Genomic DNA, 13,389 nt, shown 5'->3' with positions numbered 1-13,389 from the left:
CGATGAACTCCCGTAAAAAACTCATTTTCACCGTCGTGGCGGGCCTGCTCCTCCTGGGTGCGGCCCTGTCAGTATTCTCGCAGTGGCGGCAAGGACTTCCCGATGGCCTGCTGCATGCCAACGGCCGCGTTGAGGGGGATGAAGTGGTCATTGCTCCCAAAATTGCCGGCCAGATAGAGGCGGTCTTTAAGGACAGGGGCGAGACCGCAGCTCGACGAGAACTTTTGGCCCGCTTGTCCTCGGATCAGATTCAGGCCCAACTCGATCAGGCCCGGGACCGGATGCTGTCCTGGCAGGAGCGGGTGCAACAGGCGGAGATCGATCTGGATTATACTGCCAGCCAGGTCCAAACCGACATTGCCGCCAGCCAGGCGCGGGTGGCGGCGGTGAGAGCCCGCATTGAGGAAGCTGCGGCGGTTTTGGAAAAAAATCGCCTGGATTTCCACCGCTACGACTCACTCTATGCCCGTCGGGTGGCCCCCAAACAAAAACTGGACGACGCGGTGGCCAACTATCAGGCTGCTGATGCCAATAAAGCGGCGCTTACCAAAGAATTGTCCCTAGCCCAGGCCCAGTTGGACAGAGCCGAACTCCTGCCCCGCACGGTGGAGTTGAAACGGGCGGAGCTGCAGATGGCCCGAGCCAGCCTGGCCGCCGCTCAGGCCGCGCTGCGGGAAGCTGAAGCCAATCTGCAAGATACTTTTATTTATTGTCCGGCGGCTGGCATACTCCTTACCCGAGAGATTGAACCCGGCGAGGTGGTTAATCCGGGGACACCTTTGTTTACCCTGGTCGATTTGAACCAGCTCTATTTGAAGGTATTCATTAACGAACCGGACATCGGCAAGATCAGATTGGGCCAGGAAGCCCGCATTTATGTCGATGCTTTCCCTGACCGCCCTTTTAAGGCCAGGGTCTCCCGAGTCTCGCCACGGGCGGAATTTACCCCCAAGTATGTAGAGACGCTGGAAGAACGGGTGAAACTGGTCTTTGCCGTGGAACTGCGGGCCGAAAACCCTGAGGGTTTTCTCAAGCCTGGTATGCCCGGAGAAGGAGTCATCCGCTGGAAGGATGAGGTTCCCTGGGCCAGACCTAAATGACTGTAGCACAGACAATCATAGAAGTAAATGAGATCGCCAAATCCTACCGCCAGACGCCTGCGGTTCAGGGGGTCTCCTTCAACGTCCGGGCGGGAGAGGTTTTTGGTCTGCTGGGGCCCGACGGAGCCGGTAAATCCAGCCTCATACAGATGTTGGCAGGAGTACTGCGGCCGAGCGGGGGCGAGGCTATCGTTGCCGGGTATAGCATCCAGGCCGACCCCGAAGCCATCAAGACCCGTATCGGCTACATGCCCCAGGGGTTGGGACTGAATCTCTATGATAACCTCAGCGTCGAGGAGAATATCGATTTTTTCGGCGACCTGAGGGAGGTTCCCCCTGATAGCTTCAAAGCAAATAAGGCGGAATTGCTGCATATCACCCGGCTGGAGCCTTTCCGGGAGCGTTTGGCCTCTCACCTCTCCGGCGGTATGCGGCAAAAACTGGCCCTCTGCTGCACCCTCATCCATCTACCTCAGATTATTTTTCTGGATGAACCCACCACCGGCGTCGATCCCATCTCCCGGCGGGATTTCTGGTTGATTATCAACCGCCTGGTAGTGGAGCGCGGGGCTACGGTTCTTATGACTACTTCATACCTGGATGAGGCGGAACGCTGCCAGAGGGTGGCCATGCTCTATAAGGGGAAGATCATTGCCCACGGGGATACCGCCGGGCTCCAGGCTGAAGCCGGGTCTGACGTCCAGGGGCGGCCTTGCAGTCTGGAAGAAGTTTTCATCCGGGCCATGGCCCGACAGACCCCGGAAGCAGTGTGGACGCCGACTACACCCTCCCCGGCCCCGCCCCGGACAGAGACGGTGATCCGGGTAGAGGGTCTAACCAAAAAATTCGGGACCTTCACCGCGGTAGACCGGGTCAGCTTCGAAGTATATCGGGGTGAAATATTTGGTTTTTTAGGGCCTAACGGTGCCGGCAAGACCACGGTCATCAAGATGCTTAGCGGCATCCTGCCTCCTACCCGCGGCCAGGGGTATATCACCGGTCTGGAGATCGGGGCCGACAACCATCAAATCAAGACTCAACTCGGCTATATGTCGCAGAAATTTTCCCTTTATCGTGACCTTTCGGCCCTGGAAAACATCCGGCTGTATGGGCGGGTGTATGGCATGTCGTGGTCCGAGTTGGCATCACGGGAACCGGAAATTATTGCCCTGGCCGACTTACAGGGACAGGAACACCGGTTGGCCAGCGACCTGCCGTTGGGCATCAGGCAGCGCCTGGCCCTCGGCTGCGCTATTCTACACCGACCCCACCTGGTCTTTTTGGACGAACCGACCTCCGGGGTCGATCCCCTGGCCCGGCGGCAGTTCTGGCGGCTCATCCAATCCCTGGCCGCCGAAGGAGTGACTATTTTGGTCTCCACCCACTATATGGATGAAGCACTACATTGTCAGCGACTAGCCTTTATACATCAAGGCCGACTGGCGGCGGTAGGAGAGCCCGAGGAATTGCGCCAGCAGGCGGAGGCGGCCTGGGGACGGCGCCTGGAGGTGAGCAGCCCTGAATTCGGGCAGGCCTTCCTGACCCTGCGGCCCCATTTCCCCCGTGCCTTCCTGCACGGCAGCCGTATTTATCTGCCCACCCAAGAACCCGACCGGGATCGGGAGCAGATTATCAGGCTTCTGACGGCATCGCACCTGCGGGTGGACCGAATCACCATGAGTCCTTTGAGTATGGAAGACACCTTTATCTATTTCATTCAGGCCGAAGACAATGTTCCTTAAGCGTCGGCGCCTCTGGGCGGTTGTTTGCAAAGAAGGCAAGGAGATCGTTCGGGATAAGCTGTATCTGGCGCTGGCCTTCGGCGTGCCGCTGCTGCTCTATCTCCTTTTCGGCTTCGGTCTGACCGTGGATGCCACCAATATCCCGTTCGCGGTCATCGACCAGAACCGTTCGCCCCTGTCCCGGGCTCTCATTGATCGTCTGGTCCATTCCCGTTATTTCTCTATTCGTGACTTTCTGACTGATACGCCAGAGCTTCATGCCGGGCTGCTGGAGGGCCGTCTCCGTCTGGGATTGATCATCCCGCCGCAGTTTGACCGCACCCTCTACACCGGCAGAGCCAGCGAGGTTCAGGCCTTGATCGATGGCGCCTTCCCGGACCGGGCGGCCGCCATTTTGAATTACCTCGATATTATTACGTGGGAATATAACCGGGATTTGAACATTCCCGGTCTCACAAGCCCGTGGACGGGGCCGGTGATCCAGGTGGAGACCAGGGCCTGGTTCAATCCCGATCTCGAAAGCAAAAATTATATTGTCCCCGGCCTCATCGCCACCAACCTCTTCTTTTACCCGGCCCTGCTGGCCTCCATCGCAGTGGTGCGGGAGAAGGAAAGCGGTTCCATCTTCAATATTTACTGTTCCCCCATCCGCCCCTGGGAGTATGTATTGGGAAAACTGCTGCCCTATTGGGCGATTGGGTTTGCCAACTATTTTCTGCTTTACGTCATCGCCCACTACATTTTCCACATTCCTTTCCGGGGCAATTTCCTTTTTCTGACCATGGCCGCCTTTCTCTATGTGGGCGTCTGCGCCTGTCTGGGATTACTTATCTCGATCCTCCTGAAGACGCAGGTGGGATCCATGCTGCTAACCACGGTCATCACCCTGATCCCGGCCTTTATCTACTCGGGGTTTTTTATCTCGGTTCCCAGTATGGGCACCGAGGCTCAGGTCATGGCGCATCTTCTGCCAGTAACGTATTTTATGGAGATTGTCCGGGGGGTCTATCTCAAAGGTTTGGGCCTTATTGATTACTGGGACAATCTCCTTATTCTGTTGGGGTTTCTGGCAGCATTCTATGGTCTTGGCCTCAGGCGATTGAAAAAGAGGGTAGGCTGAGATGCTCCGCCGGCAGATACGTATATTGTTATGGTTTTCCCGTTCTTTGAAGGGCAAAGACCGGGGTAAGGAATGAACCAGACACACCGCCTACAAGCAACTATTGCTCGCCTGATGGCGTTGTTGCGGAAGGAATATCTCCAGTTTTTCCGGGACCGGTCACTGATCTACATCGTTTTATATGTCTTCACCCTCGAAATCTACCTGGCCGGCACCGGCTTCAATATTGAAGTTCGTAACTATCCCACCGCCATCTTTGATCGTGACCGGACCCAATGGAGCCTGCAGTTGGCGGAAAAATTCCGGATGCCCCATTTTCGGGTGGATTATCTGCTCCACAGCGAGGCCGAGATGGTGGATCTGCTCAACCGGGGGGCGGTTTCCCTGGTGGTAGTTATTCCCCACGGCTTTGCCCAGGCCCTTTTGGAAAAAAATCGGGCTTCGGTCCAGGCCATTACCGACGGTACCCTGTCCAATACCTCACTGCTGGCTCTGGGCTATGCCGACCAGATGGCTCACATTTTTGCCCTGGAGTTGGGTCAGCGTCTGGGGAAGATTAATCCCCAGGAGGAACACCTGCAACCGCAGGTGACAATGAAGCCTCAGGTGTTGTACAATCCCAATCAAAAGGGCGAATGGTTTGCCAGCCTCATCGAACTGTTCAGCGTCATCACCCTGGTGTCCATCCTGTTGCCGGCGGCGGCCATGGTGCGGGAAAAAGAGTATGGCACCATTGAGCAACTGCTGGTGACGCCGATTAATCCGGTGGAGATCATGTCGGCCAAGATTATTTCGATGTCCTCCATCATCCTGACGGCCTCGTTAGCCAGCCTCTTTCTCATCATCTTCCCGGTTTTTAATCTTCCCTGGCGGGGCAGCCTGCTGCTGTTTCTGGGGGCTACCAACCTATATGTCTTCTGCGCCACCGGTTTTGGCATGTTTATCGCGACCATTTGCCGGAATCTGCCTCAGACCATCCTGTTGGTGATCATGATCATCGCTCCCATTCTCTTCCTGTCCGGCTCCTGGACCCCGCTCGAGGCCATGCCGCCGGTGCTGGGCTTTATCACCTACCTGTCGCCGCTGAAACACTACCTCAACATCGCCTATAACATCCTCCTCAAGGGCGCCGGTCTGGCCAACCTCTGGCAGGACTTTTTAAACCTCAACATCCTCGGCTTCGGGCTTTTTGCCATCTGCGCCTTCCAGTTCCGGCGGCATTTCGGCTAGAGGAAAACATTTTCCTCTGGCGAAGAAGCTCATAGAATGCGTTAGGTTAGATTCTTCAGTGCATATCTGGTCACATGCAGCCGCCACCTGGATTTAAGGCGCTGCCGCTGCAGCCCCCGCCTACCCCTCGGCGGCGGTTTTTCAGGGATGATGGGTCCCCGCCCCGGTAAACCACCTGCAGTCCCTGATCAATAAAACCTTGCATGACTACAGGCATGATGCCCTGCTGGCGCAATACTTCTCGGGGAGTGTCACCGATGGCGCTGACCAGAACTGCCCGGCAATCCTGCAGGGTTTCGGCGAGGGCCTGCCAACGCTGGAGGCCTCCTCCCGGCGGCGGGGCCGGACGTTCTGCTATCAGGTGAAAGCCCTGCCCGTCGGGACCCCAAATCTGGAATCGGCCAACCTCTCCCAGATGCTGGTTTACTAAGACTCCTTCAAGAGTGCCAACTGCGACATAGGGGCGTCCGGAAAGATCCGGAGCCTTGCCGGCAGACGCGCTCAGGCAAGGTCGCAGTTCTGCGGTGCGGTCCTGATCCAGTAGACCGACGGCATCGGCCCGGCAACGGGTGCAATGGCGCATCTGGGGGAGATATTTGCCGGCTTCAGCCTGTATTGCGGCCATCCGGGCCGACGTCGGCTCCGGGATGTCGGCAAAAGGCGTGTCCGCATTGGGATAGAGAGGCATACAATTCAGGATGTCAACTCCCCGATCAGCCATGGCCTTGGCCACCTCTACTACGTGGGCTTCATTAATCCCGGGGATAACGATGGTATTGACTTTGACCACCAGATTCCGGGCCTTCAAGCCTTCAAGGACGGCCATCTGCCGTGCGAGGAGCAGTTTGGCCCCGGCCAGCCCCCGATAAATCACCTTGCCGTCCCGAACCCAACTATAGATCTGTCTGCCGATTTCCGGGTCCACGGCATTGACCGTGACCGACACATGCGAGACGCCGATGTCCGCCAGTTCATCCAGGAAGGGCGGCAGGCCCAGACCGTTGGTGGCCAGGCACAGAAGCAGATCGGGAAATTGCCGTCGAATGCGCCGCAGGGTCTCCAAGGTTTCCCGGGGATTGGCAAAGGGGTCGCCCGGCCCGGCAATGCCGGCCACGGTGATCCGGGGTTCGGCCTGCAAGACCTGCCGAACGTAGTCCTCGGCTTGGGGCGGGGTGAGGACGGTGCTGGTAACGCCGGGCCGACTCTCGTTGACACAGTCATACTTGCGGTTGCAGTAGTTGCACATGATATTGCACCTGGGCGCCACCGGCAGGTGCATACGGCCGCACCAGCCCTTCACTGCAACATTAAAACAGGGATGACGCTTGATATCTAACATGGTTTATTCCTTAAGGTTCGAGTTCCCTTAAATACAGGGAAGAGGGATAAGGGAAGAGGGAATAGTAAAAAATCCTTTTCCCTTTTCCCTATAAATAGCCGTAGCCTACCGGAGAATCCTCCTGTTTTTTGGCCAGGATAGCATTAATGATCCGATCCAGCAGTTGTTGCGCCCCTCGGTACCCCAAGTGCAGTATACGGTGACCGCCGAAACGGTCATGGATGGGGAAGCCGACCCGAATCAATGGGATCTTCCAGCGCCTGGCCAGGTGATAGCCCTTGCTGTGGCCTACGATCAGGTCCGGGGCCAGGCTCCCGGCTTCCTGGGCAATATCGTAAAAATCCACCCCTCCCCGGATTTGGGGCGGATTCGGCAGCAGGTCCGCGGTGACCGCAGTTATGGCTTCTTTTAGGTAGCCGCTGTCGCCCCCCGAGGCACATAGGACTGGATGAATCCCGATTTCAGCCAGAAAGGCGGTCAGACCCACCACCAGGTCTTCTTCGCCATAGACCACGGCCCGTTTACCGAAGACATACTTATGGCCATCTACGAGGGCATCTAACAGACGTCCCCGTTCCAGAACATGCTTTATCGGGGTCGGGCGACCGGCTAGAACCTCCAGCAGACCGAAATAAAAGTCGGTTTCCCGCAGGCCGATCGGTTGACCTACCTGGTAGAGTGTACCCCCACCGCGGGTTTCCAGAAGTTTTCCGGCGGTATCCTGGTTTTTGAGAGTAGCGCCGAACTCCAGAGTGGCCTGGGAGCCGCTCATAATCTTGATGTCTGCCAACGGAGTACCACCTGCAGGAATCCTGGCATACGTTGCTAGGATGGGGCCGTCCAAGGTTTCGGAAATATCAGGCAAAATTATGGCCGTTAGGCCGAAGTCAGTCATAATTTCTTTGATATGGCGGATATCGGCAGGGGACCCGAAACCGGGAAGCAGGTTCACGGAGGCGGTCCGTTCGGCGGGTTCGGCCAACCGGTCTATTAGGGCCCGTACAGCCTGGTGAAATCCTTCCATGTGAGTGCCATGATAGCTGGGCGAGGAGACGGTAACAATCAGGGGCATTGCTGCTTCATGGCCGTTGCCGCCGTGTTCTTCCTGGAACTCTTTGACGAACATAGGCACATTATCGCCGATGGTTTCGGTGAGGCAGGTGGTGGCCACCCCGATGAGTTGCGGGCCATATTTGCTCATGACGTTCTGCAAACCCTGTTTCAAGTTTTGACTGCCGCCGTAAATGGCATGTTTTTCCCCCAAAGACGAAGAGGCGATATCCACGGGTTCCCGGAAATGACTGATGATATACCGCCGCATGTAGGTGGCGCAGCCCTGGGAGCCATGCAGGAAGGGAACAGTGTTTTCCACTCCCCGAAATGCCAGACAGGCACCCAGGGGGGTGCAGAGTTTGCAGGCGTTGGTAGTGGAGACATAGGGGGCTGACTTCGGCCTGGCCAACTTCAGACTAGTTTTACGAGCTGGATTCATGGTATCTCACCCTGATCCTGACCCCCTTCCCTTGAAGGAAAAGGGGAGAAGAAAGGTTGGAACGCCTGCCAGAGAAACCCTCGATATTTTTTGCTTAGCGAGCATTGTGCTAGAGGTGTCGGTTCAATGGCTTGCCGATCGCCGGGGGAGAAAGCGCCAGACCGGACTCATGACGGTATTGTAGACTTCCCGGGCAAAGTAGAGCATGCCGATGAAACCCTCCAGGGGTTCTTTGCGTTCATGGTTGTGATCGCAGAAACCTACTCCGAGCTTATAGGCGATGGGACGTTCCTTGACGCCGCCGACGAAAATATCTACCTTTTTTTCTTTTAGGAAGCTGGTGAGCTCCAGGGGGTTGGAGTCATCCACGATGATGGTGCCATCGTCGGTTATTTCTTCCAATTCCCGATAATCCTCTTCGGTCCCGGTCTGCGACCCAACCAGGACCACCTGCATACCCAACAGCCGAAAGGCTTTGACCAAAGAAAAGGCCTTGAAGGCGCCGCCCACATAAATAGCGGCCTTTTTGCCGGACAGGGCCTTTCGATATTTCTGCAATTGGGGGTAGAGAGAGATTAATTCCTCCCGGACCACTTCCCGGGTACGGGTCATGATTCCCGGTTCCTTGAAAAACCGGGCCACGTTATAGAGAGATTCGGCCATATCTTCCACCCCGAAGTAGGACACCCGGATAAAGGGGATACCATATTTTTGCTGCATCATCTTGGCCAGGTCCATGGTGGCTCCGGAACACTGGACAACATTCAAGGCCGCGCCGTGGGCCCGTTGGAGATCCCCAACTCGCCCATCTCCGGTGATATTGGCGACCACTTCCAGACCCATGCGCTTGAAATAATCCCGGATAATCCAGATTTCACCGGCCAGATTGAAGTCTCCCAAGATGTTGAGACTGTGGGGGGAGATGCCCTCGGTACTGCCCGTACCCACCAGTCTGAAGATAGCCTGACAGGCGGCGTGGTAGCCGGCCCGTTTGTTGCCCTTGAAGCCTTCGGATTGTACCGGTATAACCGGTAGGCCCTTTTCCCGGCTGACCTTTTTACAGATGCCCTCCAGGTCGTCCCCGATAATCCCGACAATGCAGGTAGAGTAGACAAAGGCGGCTTCCGGATGATGCCGGTCGATGAGTTCCACCAGGGCTCGATAAAGCTTCTTTTCCCCGCCGAAGATGACGTCGGTTTCCTGAAGATCGGTGGAAAAGCTGAGCCGATGCAGTTCGGGACCCGAGGACAGCGCCCCCCGGATGTCCCAGGTATAGGCGGCGCAACCGATGGGACCGTGAACCAGATGCAGCGCGTCGGCAATGGGATAAAGCACTACCCGCGATCCACAGAAGACACAGGCCCGCTGACTGACGGCACCGGCCAGGCTTTCTCGGTTGCAGGCCATTCGAAAGGGCTGTTCCCCCACGCGGTGAATCTGATCGGCCCTTTCGGAAAAGATTGCAGGTTCCATAATTATCCTCCCAGCTTGAGTTCTGAGTGCTGAGTTAAAAACATTGATTTCTTGCAGCGAAAGATTTGTGGGTGATTACTACCCACTGTGGCCTTAAACCGGTTTCATTTTGGAGAGCGGTGTCCACCCTGTTCATTTTTTCGAACTTTGAACCTAGATCATCATGTTCTGAGGAACACAACGAAGCATGGAAACCGAACCGTGGCGGTTGTTGACAATAATGTTTTTTTCTGCTCACCGGCCGCTGCCCACTGTTTTCATATCAAGCGAGAAGATAATTCTGCGCTGCACCACCATTTTCCAGGGCATCAAGAATGGCGTCGACGGCGCCCTCTCCATCTACTCCGGCATACCAATAGCCGTTGGGATACACCACCACAACAGGACCTTTATCACAAAGCTTAAGACAGCCGGTGGTTGATACCATGACGTTGTTCATGCCCCGGTCGGCCAGCTCAGACTCCAGATAGCTCAACAGCTCTTGAGCATTTTTGCGGATGCACTTGCCCTTCGGCTCCAAGCCGCGAAAACTCATGCAGACGAATATATGATATTCCGGTTTTTCCATAGTTATGGACCCCTTGTTTTCAGCCCCCATCCCAGCCCATTTCCTTGGAAGGGGGGGAGGAAAGATGCAAAAGTTGTACTGTTGTGAGGAGACAGGCGGCCTGTTCCGCCATTCATTACATTACCAGTTCAAAGCTTTCCTCCGGCGCGTCCCGGTCCTGGCGGTCCAGGAGGGCGTCCAGGATTTTTTCCAAAAGACGCAAACCACCCCGGTATCCTATGGTGGGAAAATAGATGTGGCCAATGCGGTCCAGGATCGGAAAGCCGAAGCGTACCAGGGGAATATCCTCATCCCGGGCGATATACTTCATATAGGTGTTGCCGATGAGCAGGTCCACGGGTTCGTTCTTAATCCACTGGTGCAACAGGAACAGGTCGCCGGTAGCCTTGACGTTCACCGGATGGGGGACCTCTTTGGTAATCTCCTTGATCCGAGACTCGAACTTTTTCCCGGGCGTACCGGTGACAATATGGATAGGCCACATATCCACCGAGACCAGAAATTCCGTCAGCGATATCAACTGATCCGGGTCCCCGGCCAGGGCTGCTGTGCGGCCGAAGAAGTATTGGTGCATGTCGGTCATGACGTCCAGGAGCCGTCCCCGCTCGATGTTCAGGGAGTCGGGGACGGAGACCCCGGCGATCTGTCGCAAGGTGTCGATGAACCGGTCTGTGGCCATGAGACCGATAGGCAGGTCCAGGATTTCACATGGTACCTTACATTTAGCATCCAAAGTTCGAGCGGCTAATCCGGAAGCCAATCGACCCAGGGCGACGGTTCCCATGCTGCCGCCGGTGCGGATCAGATCCGCTACGGTAACGCCGCCGGCGGGAAACATGGCATAGCGCCCGGTCTGGGGACCGTTAAGCACATTGGATGTATCCGGAAACATGATAGTGGATATCCCCATATCGCTGGCGATCCGTTTGATCTCCTCCATGTCAGCCGGTTCCACATAACCGGGGATAATATTAATCCGGTTTTCCTTGCGGCCGTCAGCGGCGGCAAAATAATCAACCATGCCCTTGACCATGTTGGCAAAGCCGGTGACATGTGAGCCCACGTAGCTCGGGGTGTTGGCATGGATGACATATTTCCCTTTGGGGATCTTATTCTCTTCCCTGGCCTTGGCAATGATCTGGGTAATATCATCTCCAATGGTCTCCGACAGGCAGGTGGTGTGCACTGCGATGACCTCTGGTTCATAAATGGCGAAAATATTGTTGATGGCCTGAAGCAGATTGGCCTGCCCCCCAAACACCGAGGAGCCTTCGGTAAAAGAACTGGTTCCCGCCATTACCGGCTCCTTATAGTGCCGGGTCAGGGTGCTGCGGTGGTAGGCGCAGCATCCCTGGGAACCGTGACTATGCGGCAGGCAACGGTTAATTCCCAAAGCGGCGTACATGGCTCCGATGGGCTGGCAGGTCTTGGCCGGATTAATGGTCAAAGCCGTCCGCTCGGCAACTGTATCTGGGGTATGTCTCAATAACATGGCGCTATCCTTACGTCTGATACTCAGATTGTTGTCCGGGCCACTCCTCACCCAGACCCTCTCCCCGTATGGGGGAAAAGGGAAAAAATAATCGAAAAACCTTCGGTGTTCGATATAACCGGTTAAAATCAGGATCCGGGTTACCCAAGACCGGGAACCGGGTTATTCCCACACATATGTAGCGGCCAATTCCGGGTGCTCCTGCCAGGGGGCCTTCAGATATTTCCAGACCTTGCTGTTGACCATCCGATCGATCTCCCGGTAGAAGTTGATGGCTCCTTTGAACGCGGCGTACGGTCCGCCAGTGTCATAGCTGTGAAGCTGTTTCATGGGAGTGCCGCTTTTTTGAATGGCGTACTTTTCTTTAATACCGGCACAGACAATATCCGGCCGGAAGATTTCGATGAGCTTCTCGGTCTCGAACTGGCTGATATCGTCGATAACCAGAGTGCCATTGGGCATTTCGGCCATCATACCGTCGTAGTCCTTGAGTCTGAGGCCGGTTTTTTCCAGACGGTCTATCTGTTCCGGACTTATCCGGACCTTGTAGCGGTTGGGGTCCGGTTCCACGTGCAGTTCCTCAATATTGCGGCTGTCGGCATCCACCTTGATATTGGGCAGCACCCGCCGGCCTTCATAATCGTCTCGGTGGGCGAATTCATAGCCGGCGCTGACAATCTCCATGCCGATCTCCCGGAAGAGCTCCTGGTAATGGTGCGCCCGGGAGCCGCCTACGAAGAGCATGGCGCGTTTACCGGCGCACCTGGTCTTGACCTCGGCCCGTACCTCCTCGACTGCGGGCATTTCCCGGGCAATGACTTCCTCTACCCGGGCCGCCAATTCAGCATCTTCGAAGTATGCGGCAATCTTCCTGAGAGACTTGGCAGTAGCCGACGCCCCGATAAAGTTGATCTTGATCCAGGGAATGCCGAACTTGGTCTCCATCATTTCGGCCACATAGTTGATAGAACGGTGACACATAATGAGATTGAGGTCGGCGGTGTGAGAGTTGGTAAAATAATCATAGCTGGAGTTACCGCTGAATGTGGAGATAAGCGTCAGGCCGCAGTCCTTGAAGAGACGCTCGATCTCAAAGGCGTCGCCGCCGATGTTGTACTCCCCCAGAAGATTAATCTTGAATTTGCCTTCCGACACCGTATCGTCCAGACCCACCACGTGGGTGAAGATGCCATTATTGGCGATGTGGTGGCCGGCAGACTGGCTGACGCCCTTGTAGCCCTCGCAACTGAAGGCGAAGACGTTGATCCCGAGTTTTTCTTTCATCTCCCGGGCCACGGCATGCACATCGTCGCCGATCAGACCTACCGGGCAGGTGGAGAAGATGGCAATGGCCTTGGGTTTCAAGATGTCATAGGCCTCCTGGATGGCCTGGCGCAGCTTCTTCTCGCCTCCGAAAATGATCTGCTCATCCTGCATGTCGGTGGAGAAGCAGTAGGTCATAAAGTTGTGATCGGTGGGGCCGTTCGGCTTGGTCTGATTCCGGCGGGTGAGCCAGGAATAGAAGCCGCAGCCTATGGGACCGTGGGTGATGTTAACGATGTCTCGGGTTGGACCCAAAACCACACCCTTGCAACCGGCGTAGGTACAGCCCCGCTGGGTGATAATTCCAGGAATGGTCCTGACGTTAGACTGAATCTCCGGAACCGAGCAGTCTGGTCCCACCTCGTTGATGATGATCTGCCTGGCCCGTTTGCGCGCCACTTTGGTGGGATACCTTTCCAGCAACTCTTTTTTTACTGCCATCGGCTGGAGGGCGGACGGTTTAGGGCTTATAGTATCCAGAACTTCGGACATGGATTATTCTCCTCAAGA

At 56.0% G+C, this 13,389-nt stretch carries 10 protein-coding genes; 4 read left to right on the top strand and 6 right to left on the bottom strand.

Annotated elements, in window-relative coordinates:
- Nucleotides 1-2: 2 nt before the first annotated feature.
- From DESAC_RS01770 to DESAC_RS01755, 4 genes are all read left to right on the top strand, one after another.
- Nucleotides 3-1,100, top strand: a complete 1,098-nt coding sequence (locus DESAC_RS01770; protein ID WP_013705366.1) for an HlyD family secretion protein — start codon at nt 3-5, stop codon at nt 1,098-1,100.
- Nucleotides 1,097-2,842, top strand: coding sequence for an ATP-binding cassette domain-containing protein (locus DESAC_RS01765; RefSeq protein ID WP_013705365.1), 1,746 nt, complete (start codon nt 1,097-1,099; stop codon nt 2,840-2,842). Before DESAC_RS01770 ends, DESAC_RS01765 begins: the two co-directional genes overlap by 4 nt.
- Nucleotides 2,832-3,962 (top strand): ABC transporter permease, encoded by a 1,131-nt coding sequence (locus DESAC_RS01760; protein ID WP_013705364.1) that lies wholly within the window; start codon nt 2,832-2,834, stop codon nt 3,960-3,962. Before DESAC_RS01765 ends, DESAC_RS01760 begins: the two co-directional genes overlap by 11 nt.
- Before the next feature lie 72 nt (nt 3,963-4,034).
- Nucleotides 4,035-5,192, top strand: a complete 1,158-nt coding sequence (locus DESAC_RS01755; RefSeq protein ID WP_013705363.1) for an ABC transporter permease — start codon at nt 4,035-4,037, stop codon at nt 5,190-5,192.
- Nucleotides 5,193-5,262: 70 nt separating this feature from the next.
- Here DESAC_RS01755 and nifB read toward each other — a convergent pair whose 3' ends face one another.
- The 6 genes from nifB to nifD form a co-directional block, all read right to left on the bottom strand.
- The gene (gene nifB / locus DESAC_RS01750; RefSeq protein WP_013705362.1) at nt 5,263-6,531 is read right to left on the bottom strand and encodes a nitrogenase cofactor biosynthesis protein NifB; all 1,269 of its coding nucleotides are present in this window, start codon (nt 6,529-6,531) and stop codon (nt 5,263-5,265) included.
- 88 nt (nt 6,532-6,619) lie between these two features.
- Nucleotides 6,620-8,023, bottom strand: a complete 1,404-nt coding sequence (locus tag DESAC_RS01745) for a nitrogenase component 1 (protein WP_013705361.1) — start codon at nt 8,021-8,023, stop codon at nt 6,620-6,622.
- A 123-nt stretch (nt 8,024-8,146) separates the two neighbouring features.
- Nucleotides 8,147-9,496 (bottom strand): nitrogenase iron-molybdenum cofactor biosynthesis protein NifE, encoded by a 1,350-nt coding sequence (gene nifE / locus DESAC_RS01740; protein ID WP_013705360.1) that lies wholly within the window; start codon nt 9,494-9,496, stop codon nt 8,147-8,149.
- 262 nt (nt 9,497-9,758) lie between these two features.
- Nucleotides 9,759-10,064, bottom strand: coding sequence for a (2Fe-2S) ferredoxin domain-containing protein (locus DESAC_RS01735; protein WP_041284094.1), 306 nt, complete (start codon nt 10,062-10,064; stop codon nt 9,759-9,761).
- A 115-nt stretch (nt 10,065-10,179) separates the two neighbouring features.
- Nucleotides 10,180-11,556 carry a nitrogenase molybdenum-iron protein subunit beta gene (nifK, locus tag DESAC_RS01730; RefSeq protein ID WP_013705358.1) on the bottom strand — a complete coding sequence of 459 codons (1,377 nt, stop codon included), beginning with the start codon at nt 11,554-11,556 and terminating at the stop codon, nt 10,180-10,182.
- 162 nt (nt 11,557-11,718) lie between these two features.
- Nucleotides 11,719-13,371: a nitrogenase molybdenum-iron protein alpha chain gene (gene nifD, locus DESAC_RS01725; protein ID WP_013705357.1), complete on the bottom strand. Its 1,653-nt coding sequence runs from the start codon at nt 13,369-13,371 to the stop codon at nt 11,719-11,721.
- Nucleotides 13,372-13,389: the final 18 nt, after the last annotated feature.

The sequence above is a fragment of the Desulfobacca acetoxidans DSM 11109 genome, from assembly GCF_000195295.1.
GTDB classification, from domain to species: Bacteria; Desulfobacterota; Desulfobaccia; order Desulfobaccales; family Desulfobaccaceae; genus Desulfobacca; species Desulfobacca acetoxidans.
This window is presented reverse-complemented; position numbering and strand designations above follow the sequence as displayed.

Coding starts and splice junctions, on each gene's coding strand:
- DESAC_RS01770 (WP_013705366.1), top strand. CDS start 3: ATGAACTCCCGTAAAAAACTCATTTTCACCGTCGTGGCGGGCCTGCTC.
- DESAC_RS01765 (WP_013705365.1), top strand. CDS start 1,097: ATGACTGTAGCACAGACAATCATAGAAGTAAATGAGATCGCCAAATCC.
- DESAC_RS01760 (WP_013705364.1), top strand. CDS start 2,832: ATGTTCCTTAAGCGTCGGCGCCTCTGGGCGGTTGTTTGCAAAGAAGGC.
- DESAC_RS01755 (WP_013705363.1), top strand. CDS start 4,035: ATGAACCAGACACACCGCCTACAAGCAACTATTGCTCGCCTGATGGCG.
- nifB (WP_013705362.1), bottom strand. CDS start 6,531: ATGTTAGATATCAAGCGTCATCCCTGTTTTAATGTTGCAGTGAAGGGC.
- DESAC_RS01745 (WP_013705361.1), bottom strand. CDS start 8,023: ATGAATCCAGCTCGTAAAACTAGTCTGAAGTTGGCCAGGCCGAAGTCA.
- nifE (WP_013705360.1), bottom strand. CDS start 9,496: ATGGAACCTGCAATCTTTTCCGAAAGGGCCGATCAGATTCACCGCGTG.
- DESAC_RS01735 (WP_041284094.1), bottom strand. CDS start 10,064: ATGGAAAAACCGGAATATCATATATTCGTCTGCATGAGTTTTCGCGGC.
- nifK (WP_013705358.1), bottom strand. CDS start 11,556: ATGTTATTGAGACATACCCCAGATACAGTTGCCGAGCGGACGGCTTTG.
- nifD (WP_013705357.1), bottom strand. CDS start 13,371: ATGTCCGAAGTTCTGGATACTATAAGCCCTAAACCGTCCGCCCTCCAG.